The 16,021-nt window shown below is 56.4% G+C and carries 15 protein-coding genes; 13 read left to right on the top strand and 2 right to left on the bottom strand.

Annotated features, from left to right (window positions below):
* The first annotated feature begins 72 nt into the window (after positions 1–72).
* The 4 genes from KCG39_RS11690 (at position 73) to KCG39_RS11675 (ending at position 6,902) form a co-directional block, all read left to right on the top strand.
* On the top strand, positions 73–3,348 hold the full coding sequence (locus tag KCG39_RS11690) for a DUF5107 domain-containing protein (protein ID WP_142468035.1): 3,276 nt from the start codon (positions 73–75) through the stop codon (positions 3,346–3,348).
* Between the two features lie 70 nt (positions 3,349–3,418).
* Positions 3,419–4,855 (top strand): sugar porter family MFS transporter, encoded by a 1,437-nt coding sequence (locus KCG39_RS11685; protein ID WP_087828484.1) that lies wholly within the window; start codon positions 3,419–3,421, stop codon positions 4,853–4,855.
* Positions 4,855–5,691, top strand: a complete 837-nt coding sequence (locus tag KCG39_RS11680) for an aldose 1-epimerase (RefSeq protein ID WP_123828939.1) — start codon at positions 4,855–4,857, stop codon at positions 5,689–5,691. Before KCG39_RS11685 ends, KCG39_RS11680 begins: the two co-directional genes overlap by 1 nt.
* Positions 5,692–5,768: 77 nt before the next feature.
* Positions 5,769–6,902 carry a 3-phenylpropionate MFS transporter gene (locus KCG39_RS11675; protein ID WP_049115870.1) on the top strand — a complete coding sequence of 378 codons (1,134 nt, stop codon included), beginning with the start codon at positions 5,769–5,771 and terminating at the stop codon, positions 6,900–6,902.
* Here the strand turns inward: KCG39_RS11675 and csiE are convergent.
* Entirely contained in the window at positions 6,899–8,176 is a 1,278-nt protein-coding gene (gene csiE, locus KCG39_RS11670) for a stationary phase inducible protein CsiE (RefSeq protein ID WP_142445888.1), read from the bottom strand. The two genes, KCG39_RS11675 and csiE, sit on opposite strands and share 4 nt — an antisense overlap.
* A 124-nt stretch (positions 8,177–8,300) precedes the next feature.
* On the opposite strand from csiE, the gene KCG39_RS11665 reads away from it, so the two are divergent.
* From KCG39_RS11665 to KCG39_RS11655, 3 genes are all read left to right on the top strand, one after another.
* The gene (locus tag KCG39_RS11665) at positions 8,301–8,939 is read left to right on the top strand and encodes a DUF1007 family protein (RefSeq protein ID WP_087828486.1); all 639 of its coding nucleotides are present in this window, start codon (positions 8,301–8,303) and stop codon (positions 8,937–8,939) included.
* Entirely contained in the window at positions 8,930–9,910 is a 981-nt protein-coding gene (locus KCG39_RS11660) for a nickel/cobalt transporter (protein WP_049122992.1), read from the top strand. Before KCG39_RS11665 ends, KCG39_RS11660 begins: the two co-directional genes overlap by 10 nt.
* A gap of 106 nt (positions 9,911–10,016) precedes the next feature.
* A complete protein-coding gene (locus KCG39_RS11655; protein WP_087828488.1) occupies positions 10,017–10,844 on the top strand; it encodes a hypothetical protein in 828 nt (275 codons plus the stop codon).
* Positions 10,845–10,889: 45 nt separating this feature from the next.
* Here the strand turns inward: KCG39_RS11655 and suhB are convergent, their stop codons facing one another.
* Positions 10,890–11,693 (bottom strand): inositol-1-monophosphatase, encoded by an 804-nt coding sequence (gene suhB / locus KCG39_RS11650; protein ID WP_004123618.1) that lies wholly within the window; start codon positions 11,691–11,693, stop codon positions 10,890–10,892.
* A 120-nt stretch (positions 11,694–11,813) separates the two neighbouring features.
* Here suhB and trmJ point away from each other — a divergent pair, with 120 nt between their 5' ends.
* From trmJ to hscB, 6 genes are all read left to right on the top strand, one after another.
* The gene (trmJ, locus tag KCG39_RS11645) at positions 11,814–12,545 is read left to right on the top strand and encodes a tRNA (cytosine(32)/uridine(32)-2'-O)-methyltransferase TrmJ (RefSeq protein WP_004123616.1); all 732 of its coding nucleotides are present in this window, start codon (positions 11,814–11,816) and stop codon (positions 12,543–12,545) included.
* A gap of 232 nt (positions 12,546–12,777) precedes the next feature.
* Positions 12,778–13,269 (top strand): Fe-S cluster assembly transcriptional regulator IscR, encoded by a 492-nt coding sequence (gene iscR / locus KCG39_RS11640; RefSeq protein WP_004104510.1) that lies wholly within the window; start codon positions 12,778–12,780, stop codon positions 13,267–13,269.
* Positions 13,270–13,446: 177 nt separating this feature from the next.
* Complete coding sequence (iscS, locus tag KCG39_RS11635; RefSeq protein WP_004134936.1) at positions 13,447–14,661, top strand: cysteine desulfurase; 1,215 nt, start codon at positions 13,447–13,449, stop codon at positions 14,659–14,661.
* Positions 14,662–14,687: 26 nt separating this feature from the next.
* Positions 14,688–15,074, top strand: a complete 387-nt coding sequence (iscU, locus tag KCG39_RS11630) for a Fe-S cluster assembly scaffold IscU (RefSeq protein ID WP_002913991.1) — start codon at positions 14,688–14,690, stop codon at positions 15,072–15,074.
* Between the two features lie 19 nt (positions 15,075–15,093).
* Positions 15,094–15,417 (top strand): iron-sulfur cluster assembly protein IscA, encoded by a 324-nt coding sequence (gene iscA / locus KCG39_RS11625; RefSeq protein ID WP_002913979.1) that lies wholly within the window; start codon positions 15,094–15,096, stop codon positions 15,415–15,417.
* Positions 15,418–15,492: 75 nt separating this feature from the next.
* Entirely contained in the window at positions 15,493–16,008 is a 516-nt protein-coding gene (hscB, locus tag KCG39_RS11620; RefSeq protein ID WP_004114426.1) for a co-chaperone HscB, read from the top strand.
* The last annotated feature ends 13 nt before the right edge of the window (positions 16,009–16,021 follow it).

The raw sequence follows: 16,021 nt of genomic DNA, 5'->3' as shown, positions 1-16,021 counted from the left end.
TTTTAGCAGCTAAATGGCGATATAAACTCCTCTTATAGAGATTTTTACTTTATTTGGTTTAGTGGAGGCGTCATGTACGGTTCGGTTAAGGTCTGGCAGGAAACAATTACATTACCTACGTGGACGACGGGGACGGAGGATCCGAACCCTATGTTTCTGGAAAAACGCGTTTATCAAGGTTCCTCCGGCAACGTCTATCCCTACGGCGTGATCGATACGCTGACCGGCGAGCGTGAAATGCGCGATTATCAGGCAGTATGGATGGAGAATGATTTCATTCGTATCATGCTGCTGCCGGAGCTCGGCGGACGTATTCACCGGGCGTATGACAAAGTCAACCAGCGCGATTTCGTCTATTACAATGAAGTCGTTAAACCCGCCCTGGTAGGGCTACTGGGGCCCTGGATCTCCGGCGGTATCGAGTTCAACTGGCCGCAGCATCACCGCCCGACGACCTTTATGCCGGTCGATTTTTCGATCCAGCACGGGGAAAACGGCGTGCAGACCGTATGGATGGGGGAAGCGGAGCCCATGCGCGGTTTGCAGGTCATGACCGGGTTTACTCTCTATCCTGACCGCGCGCTGATTGAAATCACCGGTAAGGTTTTTAATGGTAACGCCACGCCGCGTCATTTCCTGTGGTGGGCCAACCCGGCGGTAAAAGGCGGCGATGCTCACCAGAGCGTTTTCCCGCCCGACGTCACCGCTGTATTCGATCACGGCAAGCGCGATGTTTCCGCTTTTCCCATCGCCACCGGCACCTACTACAAAGTGGACTATTCTGCCGGCGTCGATATCTCTCGTTATAAAAACGTTCCGGTACCCACCTCGTATATGGCGGAGAAATCGGACTATGACTTTGTCGGCGCTTATCACCACGACGAGCGCGGTGGGCTACTGCATGTTGCCGACCACCACGTTTCGCCGGGCAAAAAACAGTGGAGCTGGGGCTATGGCGACTTTGGCCAGGCATGGGACCGCAATCTGACCGACGAAAATGGTCCCTATATCGAGCTGATGACCGGCGTCTACACCGATAACCAGCCTGACTTTACCTGGCTTGCGCCTTACGAAGAGAAGATTTTTGTACAAAATTTTCTTCCCTATAGCGAGCTGGGGATGGTGCAAAATGCCAATACGCAGCTGGCGCTGAAGCTGGTTCGCGAGTCGGAGCAGCTGCAGCTCGGTGTTTACGCCATTGCGCCGCTGGAAAATATCGTTGTTGAACTCAGCGCGGAAAAGCAGCCGCTGTATGAAACTCAGCTTACGCTGAAGCCCGGCGAGAGCTGGCAGCATACGCTGCCGGAAAATGACCCCCGGCGTTTAACCATTAAGGTGAAAACCGCAGACAACCAGCTGCTGCTGGATTATCAGGAACATATTACTCAGCAGACGCCCCTGCCCGAACCGGCCTGCGCGCCGGCGATGCCGGAAGAGATTCACAACGGCGATGAGCTCTATTTTATCGGCCAGCATCTTGAACAATACAATCACGCCAGCCGCTATGCCGCAGATTACTATCGCCGGGCAATAGCCCTCGATCCGCAGGATTACCGCAATAATGTTGCCCTCGGGACGCTGGCGTTTAATTGCGCCGACTGGGGGCTGGCGGAGCAATGTGCCCGGGCCGCGCTACTTCGCGCCCATCGTCTGAATAAAAATCCGCGCGATGGCGAAGCCAGTATGCTGCTTGCCAGCGCGCTGGAAAGGCAGGGCGATGAAGCTGGAGCATGGGATTGCTATTACAAAGCGTCCTGGAGCGGTAACTGCCGCGATGCCGCCTGGTGGGCGCTGGCAAGGCTGGCGATGAAGCGGGGTGATACCGCCGACGCGTTGGAAAAGGTCAACACCAGCCTGCAGTTTAACGCCAGCAACCATCTGGCTATGGGGCTGAAAGCGCTGGCGTTAGCGAACAGCGGGCGGACGAAAGAGGCGCAGGCGTATATTTTCGCCTGTCTTAAACAATACCCGTTGAGCTATCCGCTGCACTGCGCGCGCTGGATGATTGCGCCGGGCGATGAAGCGCGAGAGAACCTGCTGCGGGTAACGGGGCGCAGAGGAATCAACGGCAGCCTTCTGGCGGGCTGGCTGCTCTCCATCGGTCAGAAGCAGGCGGCGAAGGAGGTGCTTGAGGTTCTGGATTGCCAGGAAGCGCTGCCGATGCTGTGGCGCGCCTCGTTAAGCGATGATGCGAATAAACGGCAACGGTTAATTGCCGAAGCTGAGCGCTGCCATGCGCGAAAAGTGCGTTTCCCCAACACGCTTGATGAAGTCCAGATGCTGCAAATCCTGAGTGATAGCGCTTTTGCCCGCTATCTGCTCGGTTGCTTCTGGTACAGCAAACGTCGCTATGAAGAGGCGGTACGCTGCTGGCGCGAGACGCTGGAAAAATCTCCCGACTATGCGCCCGCTTATCGTCTGCTGGGGGTCTACGCCTGGAACAAACAACAGGATGCCGCGCAGGCGCTGGCTTATCTGCAACGGGCCGTAGAGCTTGAGCCCGAAAACGCGCGCTTCCTCTTTGAGCTTGATTTCCTGAAAAAATCACTGGGAACGCCGGTAAACGAACGACTGGAAACGCTGGCGGCGCGCAAAGCGGTGGTGCTGAAACGGGATGACCTGACCGCTGAGCTGTTAAGCCTGTGGAACGCGGCCGGTCATTATGCCGATGCCGCCGCTATTCTCGATACGCGCGTATTTCATCCCTGGGAAGGCGGGGAGGGGAAAGTTACCGGCCAGTATTTGCTCAATCAGCTTCATCGCGCTTTACAGTTGATCGAACGTGAGGCGTTTACGCAGGCTGCGGACTGTCTGAAAGACGCGTTACGCTATCCCGATAACCTGGGGGAGGGGCGGCTGCCCGGGCAGACGGACAACGATATCTGGTATTTGCTGGGCTATTGCGCGGAACAGGCAGGGGATGCGCAGCAGGCAGCGGAATATTACCAGCTTGCCCTGCAAGGGGGCTCAACGCTGGACGCCGGGCGTTACTACAACGATCAGCCCGCTGATTACCTTTTCTGGCAGGGTATCGCGCTGCGTAAGAGCGGTAACCCGGCGCAGGCCGAGCAGCACTTCCACAGTTTTATCGTCTGGGCCGCGCAGCATCGGGATGACGTTCCGCAAGCCGACTTTTTTGCCGTCTCGCTACCAGATCTTGTGGTCCTCGATGTATCGGCACAGCAGTTGCACCATCAGCACTGCTTGTTTATTGAAGCGCTTGGCTACCTGGGACTAGGCAACCAACCCGCCAGTCAGAAAGCGATGCAACAGCTTCTGCAAATCAACCCCGTTCACGATAAGGCGCATCTAATTCAGCATGCCCTGCAAAGCGGTATTTTTTCCTGAACCTTAAATAGGCGGGTCTGGCCCGCCTGAACCCTACTGTTCCCTGCGTTTCCCTTATAGAGGAATCATTATGAATAACGCGCAGACACATCTGAAAATGGGCTACGTCTGGACTATCTGTCTGGTCGCCGCCTGCGGTGGTTTACTCTTTGGCTATGACTGGGTGGTGATTGGCGGCGCAAAGCCGTTTTATGAAGCCTGGTTTTCCATTACCGACCCGGCGCAGTCTGGCTGGGCAATGAGCTCGGCGCTGGTGGGCTGCGTTTTCGGCGCATTAATCTCGGGATGGTGCGCCGATAAACTGGGGCGCAAGCTGCCCTTAATACTGTCCGCCGTGCTGTTCAGCGCCTCGGCGTGGGGGACGGCGGTCGCCAGCAGTTTCGACATGTTTGTGGTTTACCGCATTGTGGGCGGCGTGGGGATTGGTCTGGCATCCGCGCTCAGCCCGCTTTACATAGCGGAAGTCAGCCCGGCAGAAAAAAGAGGGCGCTTTGTTGCGATAAACCAGCTCACTATCGTGATTGGCGTGCTGGCCGCTCAGCTTATCAACCTGATGATTGCGGAACCCGTAGCGACGGGGGCGACGCAGCAGATGATTGTGGAGACCTGGAACGGGCAGATGGGCTGGCGCTGGATGTTCGGCGCGGAACTGGTGCCAGCGCTGGCGTTTCTGGTGCTGATGTTTTTTGTTCCTGAGTCGCCGCGCTGGCTCATGAAGGCCGGTAAGCCGGATCGCGCCCGGGCCGCGCTGGAGCGCATTGGCTCCGCCGACTATGCCGACAGGATATTACGCGACATCGCGCACACGCTGGAAAAAGATAACCATAAAATCTCCTACGGCGCGCTGCTGGCTCCGCAGGTTAAACCGATCGTTATCATTGGCATGGTCCTCGCCGTCTTCCAGCAGTGGTGCGGAATTAACGTCATCTTTAACTACGCGCAGGAGATTTTTGCCTCGGCGGGATTCGATATTAACAGTACGCTGAAATCGATCGTCGCAACGGGGATCGTCAACCTGGTGTTTACCCTCGCCGCGCTGCCGCTGGTGGATAAAATCGGCCGCCGTAAATTAATGCTGCTCGGTGCCTCAGGGTTGACGCTTATCTATGTTCTGATTGCCGCCGCCTATGGCATGGGCATCATGGGCTGGCCCGTTCTGCTGCTGGTGCTGGCGGCGATTGCTATTTACGCCTTGACCCTGGCGCCGGTTACCTGGGTACTGCTGGCGGAAATCTTCCCCAACCGCGTTCGCGGACTCGCGATGTCCTTAGGCACCCTGGCGCTGTGGATTGCCTGTTTCTTGTTAACCTACACTTTCCCGCTGCTTAATGCCGGACTGGGCGCGGCGGGCAGTTTCCTGCTGTATGGCGTTATTTGCGCAGTCGGCTACCTCTATATTCTGCGCAACGTGCCGGAAACGAAGGGGGTCACTCTCGAAGCCCTGGAAGAGCAGCTGGCGAAACGTCATGCGGGCGCTCAGGCGATGAAGCAGGAGCAGACGCGCTAATGGCGGAAGAGTGGATTCTGGAAAACGCGCATCTGCGGATGCGCGTCGCTTCTCTGGGCGGCAAAGTGCAAAGTTTGTACTCGCGGCAATATCAGGCGCCGGTGCTATATGAAAACCCCACCGGCGGCATGTTTCCGATGCTGCCACTGGCCAATCGCGTCGCCGGGAACCGCTTTATTTTTCAGGGATGTGAGATAGCTCTGCCTCGCCACCACGCCGACGCGCATTTTTTTCTCCACGGCGACGGTTGGCTGCAGCGCTGGGATATGATTGCGCGCGGCAGCGACTATTGCGTGTTACAGCTGCGTCGGCAGTATGTCTGCGGTTTCGATTACCTGGCGCAGATCCGCTACCAGCTGCTGCGTAACCAGCTGGTGGCTGAGCTGACGCTTACCCACTGTGGTAGCGCCCCCATCCCCTATGGCTGCGGTTTTCATCCGTTTTTTCCTTTTGATAAGCGCAGTAAGGTGCAGTTTGCAGCCGCTGGCTACTGGCCTGAAGGGGAGCAGCATCTTCCTCTCGGCTGGCAAGGCCAACTGCCCGACTATGCCGATTTCAGCCATGCGCAGTACGGTAAGGATCGCTGGCTGAACGTGGGCTATTCTGGCTGGAGCGGGCGGGCGAGGGTGATTAGTGATGTGATGGATATCACAATTTTTTCGCAAACTCCGTGGTTGATGCTCTTCAGAATGCAGGGTGAACCGTTCCTTTGTCTTGAGCCGCAAAGTCATCCGGTAAACGCCCATAACATGGACGGACAGCCGGGGCTGCGGGTTTTAGGTGCAGGAGATACGCTGAATTTTTCGCTGAAAATAGACGTGCAGGGGGGCGAATAGCACCATATTTGAGGCGAGGGTATCTTGCACCCGCCACGCTTTATCGCCAGACTGTCGCCTCCATTCGGGAGGGAATCATGGTCTTGCACTCCACGCGCTGGCTGGCGCTTAGTTACTTCACTTACTTTTTTAGCTACGGTATCTTCCTGCCTTTCTGGAGCGTCTGGCTTTCCGGACTTGGCCTGACGCCGGAAACCATCGGCATGCTGCTCGGCGCCGGGCTGGTGTCGCGCTTTCTTGGCAGCTTGCTGATTGCGCCGCGGGTCAGCGACCCGTCCCGTCTTATCTCTTCTCTACGCATTCTGGCGCTGCTGACGCTGCTCTTTGCGCTCGCATTTTGGATCGGCCACCAGGTTGTCTGGCTGATGGTGATTATCGTCGGCTTTAACCTTTTTTTCTCGCCGCTGGTGCCGCTGACCGACGCGCTGGCGAATACCTGGCAAAAGCAGATCACCATGGACTACGGGCGCGTGCGCCTGTGGGGGTCGATAGCTTTCGTCATTGGCTCGGCGCTGACTGGGAAGCTGGTCAGCCTGTATGACTACCGGATGATACTGGTGATGCTCAGCGTCGGTATAGCCTCCATGCTGCTCGGGATGCTGTTGAAGCCGTCGGTGCAGCCGCAGGGAGAATCCCGCCAGCAGGAAGCGGCCGGGCTGTCGGCCTGGGTCACTCTGGTGCGGCAAAGCTGGCGCTTCCTTGCCTGTGTCTGTTTGCTGCAGGGGGCGCACGCCGCCTACTATGGGTTCAGCGCAATCTACTGGCAGGAGGCGGGGTATTCCGCCTCCGCCGTGGGCTATTTGTGGTCGCTTGGCGTGGTGGCGGAAGTGGTGATTTTCGCGCTGAGCAAAAAGGTCTTCCGCCGCTTCAGCGCCCGCGATCTGCTGCTGCTTTCCGCGGTGTGCGGAGTGATTCGCTGGACGCTGATGGGCTGGACGACGGCGCTACCCTGGCTTATCGTCGCGCAGATCCTCCACTGTGGCACCTTTACGGTCTGCCATCTGGCGGCGATGCGCTATATCGCGGCTCGCCAGGGAAGCGAAGTCATCCGCCTGCAGGCGGTCTACTCCGCGGTAGCGATGGGCGGCAGCATTGCGGTAATGACGGTATTTGCCGGCTTCCTCTACCAGCATCTGCACCAGGGCGTTTTCTGGGTGATGGCGCTGGTGGCCTTACCGGCGCTGGTGGTGCGGCCAAAAGCGGTGGCTTAGGCCTCGAGCATCTTGCAAATCTGCTGCTGCTGGTGATCGCTGAACGTCTCGTCGGCATGAAACAGCGGCGGTGAAAACAGCGGTAGCGCCGTGGTATAGGGGGTGACGATCAGCGTCACTTCCTTCGGCGCGCCCTCTTTCTGGAAGGTGCTTACGCTCAAATACTTAATATTGAGCGGTAGCAGGGTTAGCTCGCGCAACTGCTGCTCCAGCGACTGCTCAAGGTCTGGATTATCATCGGTAAGCAAAACCACCTGTTTCTCTTGCAGATCGCTTTTTTGCATCAGCCACGCGCCGAAAATCACCGCGATTAAACTGACTTCCTCCTGGCTAAAGCGAACCTGCCAGCTGGCTTCGAACTCCTCCAGCGCCGCCTGCGTGGTGCGCATCAAACGGGGATACAGACGTCCAATCTCCTCCGGCAGCGCGTTATCGATACCGATGGCGAAGACGCTGCGGTGTAGCGCCTGTGAGAGGTGTATATAGAGCTGATCGCTAAGCCCCTGCTCATCGCTGAACGGCCGCCCCGCCAGGTTCTGAAAGCGGTGAATCAGTCTGGAGATGGCCAGATGCAGGCGCCGGTCATGCTGGTGCCCGTCGCGGATGGGATCGGGGGTTTTCAGCAGCATAAATAGCAGGGTCAGAAACAGCTGTTCTCCGGCATGGGGCGTCGTCGCCACCCGACGCTGCCAGTGGCGAACAATCTCCTCCGCGAGGGTAAACTCGGCGGCGGCTTGCGCCCAGCGCTGCTGCTCGTGGGTGAAAGAGGGGCTCTGCCCAAGGTGGTGCTGCAGTAAACAATACTGTAAATAAAGACGCAGAAAATGCACGTCGCGGCAGTCAAACTGCCGGTTCAGAGTTCGGGCGCACCGGTTCACCAGGGCCTGGAGATTGGTGTCGTCATATAGCGTGCGTGCGATACCCTGCTGTTTAAGCTGCGTTTTTAACGCCGGGGTAAAATGGTGGCTGACAAAATGCGGGCACAGGCGCAGCCCGCGGCGCAGAGCGTGCAGCAAGCACAAGCGTTGATCGAGCGCGGCGCCTTCCATCCGATAGCTGCCGTCCGCTTGTGAAGTCAGGGTTAAGCGGTGATAACGCTGAATTTCGCGTCCCGTCTCCGCGATGTCCTGCCTGGCGGTATCCTCATCAACCTGAGTGAGGCTACCCAGCCATTCGGGCGTCACGGATTGCCCGGGCAGATAAAACATCAGGAGCACCTGGCTACGGCGCTGTGGACTGGAAAGCACAGATGGTGGTTCAATCACTGTCATCATCCGGTTAGTTCCAGTTAGGGTTTTCGTTAAGCGTAGTTAATGTATTCAGGGTGAGCAGGGCACTCCCGCGTCTTTACATCAGGATTGCTGGCGCGGTTCACAGAATTTTTCACGTGAGGAACAGATGAAGAGAGTGAAACAATGCGTCAGCGTAGCGTTTTTCATGTTTTTATCGCTAACCGCGGCGGCACATCCGCACAGTTTCATCAGCTTGCAAACGGAGGCTGTGGCGGAAAATGGCCTGCTCACCGGCTTTAAAATGCGCTGGACGATGGATGAAATCACCTCCGCCGATCTGCTCTATGATGCGGGCAGCGCCAAACCCGGTAGCGAAATCTGGAAAAAACTGGCGGCGGAAGTGATGGCGAACGTGCTGGGCCAGCACTATTTCAGCGAGCTATGGCATAACGGCCTGCGGGTAAAGTTTGATAATCGACCCGACGGCTATGGCCTGGAGCGCAGCGGCCACCAGGCGGTGCTCACTTTTACTCTGCCGCTGGCGAAGCCGCAGCCTCTGGCCGGGCAAACCTTCACTTTTACAACCTACGACCCGACCTATTATGTTGATATGTATTATGACAAAGACGCTGATTTTGCTCTGCCGGCGGCGATGAAAACGAGCTGCACGGCAAACGTGATGACGCCGAAACCGAATGAAAAAATGTTGTCCTATGCGCAGTCGCTGGATAAAGCGGATGCGCCGCCGGAGGATATGGAACTGGGGAATTATTTCGCGCAAAAGGTGACGCTGCAATGTCGCTGATTTTTACTCAAAACAGCCGTTCGCCGCGCTGGCGTCAGCTTTGGCCGCTGGCGCTCTTTTTGCTGCTGTCGGCAGGGGCTGGCTTCTGGCTATGGCAGGCCTGGCCGCAGGTGCTGCTGCAAAGCGCGGTCTGGCAGCGCGCGCTGAATGTCGAACTGAGTCGGCTTCTGCAGGCGGTAGCGGAGAATCCTTCCGCCGCCGGGCTGTCGCTGCTGGGCTTTAGCTTTGCCTACGGCGTCCTGCACGCGCTGGGGCCGGGGCACGGTAAGGTGGTTATAACAACCTGGCTGGCGACCCATCCGTCAAAGCTGAAATCCAGCATTGGCCTGACCCTGGCCGCCTCGTTGCTGCAGGGGCTGGTGGCCATCGCTTTAGTGGTAGTGGTACTGACGCTGCTACAGCTTCCGGCAAGACAGTTGCACCTGAGCAGCTTCTGGCTGGAAAAGGGAAGCTATCTGCTGGTCGGCGCGCTGGGCCTTTTGCTGTGCTGGCGGGCGCTAAAAAAGCTGCGCATACTGCTGCGCCGGCCTAAATTCACTGCCTTCACCGCGCATCACGTTCATCACGCCAGCTGCGGCTGCGGGCACCAGCATCTGCCGGCGCCGGAACGGCTGCAAAGCGGCGACGACTGGCGGGCCCGGCTGGCTATCGTGCTGTCGATGGGAATGCGCCCCTGTTCCGGGGCTATTATGGTTCTGTTGTTCAGTAAGGTTATCGGCGTATTTGGCTGGGGGATGGCGGCCGCGATGGCGATGGCGGCGGGAACCTCGCTTACCATTAGCGCGCTGGCGCTGCTGGTTCACGGTTTTCGCCAGCTGGCGGTCAGGCTGAGCGCCAGACAGGCGCCGGTGCTATGGAAGCGGGTGGGCTGGGCAACCCTGGCGCTGGCCGGTGGCGTGATTTTGCTGGCGGCGGCGGTGGTTATGTGGAGCAGTGCAGTGCCGAGCGGCGGGGGATTAAGGCCGTTTTAATACCTTTGGACCGGGCTGAAATCTTAAAGTGTTGGCGGCTGTTTGTGGCTGATCCTCCAATGCTTTAGCTTTCAGTTTTCTTTCCTGGTCGTGACAAGGAGTCATAATGACCGTTAATCAATCCCCAACCTCAGGGTACACACTGGTTCTATCCGCAGCGGCAGGGCTGCTGGTCGGCTTATCAATCATCTTCTTTTGGCCCGAGCTGGCGAGCTGGTGGCCTGCCGAGCTCCCCCGCATATATACGGCTCTGTATAATCTTATTGGGCTGGGACAAACGAGTGTAGAAAGCGTTCCGGTTGCTGTTTACGGCCAGCTGCTGATTGCCGGTTTTGTACTGGCTTTTTTGCACCCCGGGTACAGTAAGATGCCCATTGTCGCGTGGATGTTGCATAACCAGCCGTCGCGCAGAGATTTCTTCAGCTGGATAGTTCGTAGCTGGATCCTGCAGTGCGGTTTCCTGATGACTCTGTTCTGGCAAGTCGGGTTGATGCGTTATCTCCAGGGCGATACGCTGCTGCGTTTCGTCTCAGTTTTCAATTACATCTGCTATTTTGCCACGCTGGTACTGGGGCTGACGCTGGTTCGCGATGCCTGGCGGCTGGTGAAAACGCCAGAAATCCCGGTGAGCAATCTGCGACTGCCGCTCATTTTCGCGCTAGGGTTCTATTTACCGTTTCAAATTGTTTTATTGCTGCACGGCGCACGCGAAAACGACTTTGTGCAGTTGGGATGGTTACTGTTTGCACCGGCGATGCTCGGGATTCTGTTGTCCAGGCTAGTGACCGGCGGTATCGCTTGTTTCATTCATCATCTGATAGGCGACGCGGATTGTCCGAAATGGCGCGCGCATTCTGCCCTGTTTAACGGCGCAGCAATATTGTGCATGGCGATAAATACCACCGTGCGGATTGTAGTGAATCTGATGAAATAATAAAAAAGGGAAGCGCAAGGCTTCCCTTTTTACTCAACGATAAAATTAACGCTTCAGCGCTTCGCTCAGCTGCTCGCGCATATTCGCCAGCATGGCTTTTACAACGCGCGGGTTGCCTGCAACGATGTTACCGGTCAGCAGGTAGTTATGGCCGCCGGTAAAGTCGCAGACGATAGCGCCTGCTTCACGAGCGATCAGCTCGCCTGCCGCGAAATCCCACGGTTTCAGCGCGATTTCAAAGTAGCCGTCAACGCGGCCAGCGGCAACGTAGGCCAGATCCAGGGCAGCGGAACCGGTGCGGCGGAAATCCGCGCATTCGGTATACATGTTGCCGAGGATATTCATGTAAGAGGTCGCGTGCTGTTTTGCTTTGAACGGGAAGCCGGTGGCGATGATCGTGCCATCCAGATCGCGAGCGCTGCTGCCGCGCAGGCGGTAGCCGTTCAGCTGCGCGCCCTGACCGCGGGTTGCGGTAAACAGCTCGTTACGCATTGGATCGTAAACCACGGCAACTTCAGTACGGCCTTTAATGCGTACGGCGATGGAGACGGAGAAGTGCGGCAGACGTTTTACGAAGTTGGTGGTGCCATCCAGTGGATCGATAACCCATTGAACATCCTGATCTTCACCCTCATGTTCACCGCTTTCTTCGGTGATGATGGTGTGCTGCGGGTAAGATTTGCGAATGGTTTCGATAATAATCGCTTCAGCGGCTTTATCGACGTTGGTCACGAAATCATTGCTGCCTTTCTGGCTTGTTTCTACGGAATCAGGGGTTTCGTAGTGCTTGGCAATTAAATTACCCGCCTTGCGCGCTGCGCGCACGGCGATGTTCAGCATCGGATGCATCGGTCTCTCTCACTGGATGTTAAAGAACGGGAAAAAACGGCGCATATAGTAACAGTGAAATCTGCCCATGTCTCCGTTTTATGATAGCATGCACGAATAATCTTTAGCCGAAGAACCATAATGCTGCAAAATATTCGAATCGTACTGGTAGAAACCTCACACACCGGCAATATGGGCTCCGTCGCCCGCGCAATGAAAACCATGGGATTAACCAACCTGTGGCTGGTCAATCCTCTGGTCAAACCCGATTCTCAGGCCATCGCTCTGGCGGCCGGGGCCAGCGACGTCATTGGCAATGCCCACATCGTTGATACCCTTGATGAAGCGCTAGCGGGCTGTAGCCTCGTCGTGGGGACCAGCGCGCGCTCCCGCACGCTGCCGTGGCCGATGCTCGATCCGCGCGAATGCGGCCTGAAAAGCGTTGCCGAAGCGCAGCATGCGCCGGTTGCGCTGGTATTTGGCCGTGAACGCGTCGGCCTGACTAACGAAGAGCTGCAGAAGTGTCACTATCACGTGGCGATTGCCGCTAACCCGGAATACAGCTCGCTGAACCTGGCGATGGCGGTGCAGGTCATCGCCTATGAAGTGCGTATGGCATGGCTGGCGGCGCAGGAGCAAAATGAGCCCGTCGTCGAGCATGAAGAAACCCCGTATCCGCTGGTGGATGATTTAGAGCGTTTCTACGGCCATCTGGAGCAGACGCTGCTGGCGACCGGCTTTATCCGCGCCAGTCATCCGGGCCAGGTGATGAACAAACTGCGCCGTTTGTTTACCCGCGCCCGCCCGGAAAGCCAGGAGCTGAACATCCTGCGCGGTATGCTGGCGTCAATTGAGCAGAAGAATAAAGAGTAGTACCGTCTGTTTGCCGGGTGGCGCTGCGCTTACCCGGCCTAGCGATCGCCTCCCCTATGGGAGAGGGCATCAGATCGCGCTTAAGTAAAACGGCACGGAAAGCCAAATACCTGACTAAAACAGTCAAGTAAATAGTTGACCAATTTACTCGGGAATGTCAGACTTGCCTTGCTATGCAATACCCATATTAATAAAAAGCCCGGGCAGGGGCGAGTTTGAGGTTAAGTAAGACATGAGACTGACATCTAAAGGGCGTTATGCCGTGACCGCGATGCTTGACGTTGCGCTCAACTCTGAATCGGGTCCGGTTCCGTTGGCTGATATTTCAGAGCGTCAGGGAATTTCGCTTTCCTATCTGGAACAGCTGTTCTCTCGCCTGCGCAAAAATGGTCTGGTTTCCAGCGTACGTGGCCCAGGCGGCGGTTATCTGTTAGGTAAAGAAGCGGGTAGCATCGCGGTTGGCGAAGTTATCAGCGCAGTAGACGAATCCGTTGACGCCACCCGTTGTCAGGGCAAAGGCGGCTGCCAGGGCGGCGATAAGTGCCTTACTCACGCGCTGTGGCGCGATCTGAGCGAGCGACTGACCGGTTTTCTGAATAACATCACGCTGGGCGAACTGGTGAATAACCAGGAAATCCTTGATGTCTCCGGTCGTCAGCACAACCATGAATCCCAGCGTAATACCCGCGCTCAGGACGCTATCGACGTTAAACTGCGCGCGTAGTTCTCGTTCAATTTCATCTTGCAGCTATTTGGCTGCAAGCTGAAACGAGCTGAGCCAAAAAGATAAAAAAGATTTTCGAATCAGGCCGGGATGCTCCGCCATCCTGTGTACTCGGTCGTACATCCAGCCGGTTGCCTGATTCCTTGCATTGAAGCGATGTACGGAGTTTATAGAGCAATGAAATTACCGATCTATCTCGATTACTCCGCAACCACGCCGGTGGACCCGCGTGTTGCCGAGAAAATGATGCAGTTCCTGACTCTGGACGGGACCTTTGGTAACCCGGCCTCCCGTTCCCACCGTTTTGGCTGGCAGGCTGAAGAGGCGGTAGATATCGCCCGTAATCAGATTGCCGAGCTGGTCGGTGCCGACCCGCGCGAAATCGTCTTTACCTCCGGCGCGACGGAATCCGATAACCTGGCGATTAAAGGTGCAGCCAACTTTTATCAGAAAAAAGGCAAGCACATCATCACCAGCAAAACCGAACACAAAGCCGTGCTGGACACCTGCCGTCAGCTGGAGCGCGAAGGGTTTGAAGTCACCTACCTCGCCCCGCAGCGTAACGGCATTATCGATTTAAAAGAACTGGAAGCCGCGATGCGTGATGACACCATCCTTGTTTCCATTATGCACGTGAATAACGAAATCGGCGTGGTGCAGGATATCGCTACCATCGGCGAGATGTGCCGCGCCCGCGGTATCATTTACCACGTTGACGCGACCCAGAGCGTGGGCAAACTGCCTATCGACCTGAGCCAGCTGAAAGTTGACCTGATGTCCTTCTCCGGCCACAAAATCTATGGCCCGAAAGGCATCGGCGCGCTGTACGTGCGTCGTAAACCGCGTATTCGTATCGAAGCGCAGATGCACGGCGGCGGTCACGAGCGCGGCATGCGTTCCGGTACGCTGCCTGTCCACCAGATCGTCGGTATGGGTGAAGCTTACCGTATCGCGAAAGAAGAGATGGAAAGCGAAATGGCCCGCCTGCGCGGCCTGCGTAACCGTCTGTGGGACGGCGTGAAAGATATGGAAGAGGTTTATCTCAACGGTGACCTTGAGCAGGGCGCGCCGAATATCCTCAACGTCAGCTTTAACTACGTTGAAGGCGAGTCGCTGATTATGGCGCTGAAAGACCTGGCGGTCTCTTCCGGTTCAGCCTGTACTTCCGCAAGCCTCGAGCCGTCCTACGTGCTGCGCGCGCTGGGGATGACCGACGAGCTGGCGCATAGCTCTATTCGTTTCTCTTTAGGTCGTTTTACTACCGAAGAAGAGATTGACTACACCATCAATCTGGTCCGCAATTCCATCGGTCGTCTGCGCGAACTCTCTCCGCTGTGGGAAATGTTCAAGCAGGGCGTGGATCTGAACAGCATTGAATGGTCACATCACTAATTCGGCACCAATAAGGAGAATTCATCATGGCTTACAGCGAAAAAGTTATCGATCATTACGAGAATCCGCGCAACGTCGGCTCTTTCGACAATAGCGACGAAAACGTCGGCAGCGGTATGGTTGGCGCACCGGCGTGCGGCGACGTGATGAAGTTGCAGATTAAAGTCAACAATGAAGGTATCATTGAAGACGCGCGTTTCAAGACCTACGGCTGCGGTTCCGCTATTGCTTCCAGCTCCCTGGTGACCGAATGGGTAAAAGGGAAATCGCTGGACGAAGCTCAGGCGATTAAAAACACCGATATCGCAGACGAGCTCGAGCTGCCGCCGGTGAAAATTCACTGCTCTATTCTGGCGGAAGACGCGATTAAAGCCGCGATTGCGGATTACAAAAGCAAACGTGAAGCAAAATAATTAAGAGTTGAGGTTTGTTATGTCGATTACTTTAAGCGACAGTGCAGCAGCGCGAGTCAACGCCTTTCTGGCCAACCGCGGTAAAGGGTTTGGCCTGCGCCTGGGAGTCAGAACTTCCGGCTGTTCAGGTATGGCTTATGTACTGGAGTTTGTTGACGAACCAGCGGCAGAAGACACCGTGTTTGAAGACAAAGGCGTGAAAGTCGTGATCGACGGCAAAAGTTTGCAGTTCCTCGACGGTACGCAGCTGGACTTCGTCAAAGAAGGTCTTAACGAAGGGTTTAAGTTCACCAACCCGAACGTGAAGGACGAGTGCGGCTGCGGCGAAAGCTTTAACGTGTAATTGCAATGTAATCTAAACCCCACTGCGGACGCCCGTAAGTGGGGTTTGCTTTATCTCGTTAACCCTGAGGTTGCTATGGACTATTTTACCCTCTTCGGGTTACCGGCCAGCTATACCCTTTCGTTAGAACCCCTGGCTGCCCGGTACCAGGAACTACAGCGCCAGTATCACCCCGATAAGTTCGCCAGCGGCAGCGCGGCCGAACAGCTCGCCGCGGTGCAGCAGTCCGCCACCATTAATCAGGCGTGGCAAACCCTTCGCCACCCGCTGACCCGCGCCGAATATCTCCTTTCGCTTCATGGTTTCGATCTCGCCAGCGAGCAGCACACCGTGCGCGATACCGCGTTCCTGATGGAACAGCTGGAACTGCGCGAAGAGCTCGATGAGATAGGCAAGGCGAAAGATGAAGCGCGGCTGGAAAGCTTTATCAAGCGGGTCAAAGCGCAATTTGATATCCGGCATCAGCTGATGGTTGAACAACTGAATAACGAGACGTGGGAGGCGGCGGCGGATACCGTGCGCAAGCTGCGTTTTCTCGATAAACTGCGAAGCAGTGCGGAACAACTCGAAGAAAAACTGCTCGATTTTTAATTTTCGGAAGCAA

It is taken from the genome of Klebsiella pasteurii (genome assembly GCF_018139045.1).
GTDB classification, from domain to species: domain Bacteria; phylum Pseudomonadota; class Gammaproteobacteria; order Enterobacterales; family Enterobacteriaceae; genus Klebsiella; species Klebsiella grimontii.
The sequence above is the reverse complement of the archived record's forward strand: the minus strand, read 5'-3'. Positions and strand labels throughout refer to the sequence as shown.

Bases quoted from the DNA above. Each gene is read 5' to 3' on its own strand.
- KCG39_RS11690 (WP_142468035.1), top strand. From the start codon at position 73: ATGTACGGTTCGGTTAAGGTCTGGCAGGAAACAATTACATTACCTACG.
- KCG39_RS11685 (WP_087828484.1), top strand. From the start codon at position 3,419: ATGAATAACGCGCAGACACATCTGAAAATGGGCTACGTCTGGACTATC.
- KCG39_RS11680 (WP_123828939.1), top strand. From the start codon at position 4,855: ATGGCGGAAGAGTGGATTCTGGAAAACGCGCATCTGCGGATGCGCGTC.
- KCG39_RS11675 (WP_049115870.1), top strand. From the start codon at position 5,769: ATGGTCTTGCACTCCACGCGCTGGCTGGCGCTTAGTTACTTCACTTAC.
- csiE (WP_142445888.1), bottom strand. From the start codon at position 8,176: ATGATGACAGTGATTGAACCACCATCTGTGCTTTCCAGTCCACAGCGC.
- KCG39_RS11665 (WP_087828486.1), top strand. From the start codon at position 8,301: ATGAAGAGAGTGAAACAATGCGTCAGCGTAGCGTTTTTCATGTTTTTA.
- KCG39_RS11660 (WP_049122992.1), top strand. From the start codon at position 8,930: ATGTCGCTGATTTTTACTCAAAACAGCCGTTCGCCGCGCTGGCGTCAG.
- KCG39_RS11655 (WP_087828488.1), top strand. From the start codon at position 10,017: ATGACCGTTAATCAATCCCCAACCTCAGGGTACACACTGGTTCTATCC.
- suhB (WP_004123618.1), bottom strand. From the start codon at position 11,693: ATGCATCCGATGCTGAACATCGCCGTGCGCGCAGCGCGCAAGGCGGGT.
- trmJ (WP_004123616.1), top strand. From the start codon at position 11,814: ATGCTGCAAAATATTCGAATCGTACTGGTAGAAACCTCACACACCGGC.
- iscR (WP_004104510.1), top strand. From the start codon at position 12,778: ATGAGACTGACATCTAAAGGGCGTTATGCCGTGACCGCGATGCTTGAC.
- iscS (WP_004134936.1), top strand. From the start codon at position 13,447: ATGAAATTACCGATCTATCTCGATTACTCCGCAACCACGCCGGTGGAC.
- iscU (WP_002913991.1), top strand. From the start codon at position 14,688: ATGGCTTACAGCGAAAAAGTTATCGATCATTACGAGAATCCGCGCAAC.
- iscA (WP_002913979.1), top strand. From the start codon at position 15,094: ATGTCGATTACTTTAAGCGACAGTGCAGCAGCGCGAGTCAACGCCTTT.
- hscB (WP_004114426.1), top strand. From the start codon at position 15,493: ATGGACTATTTTACCCTCTTCGGGTTACCGGCCAGCTATACCCTTTCG.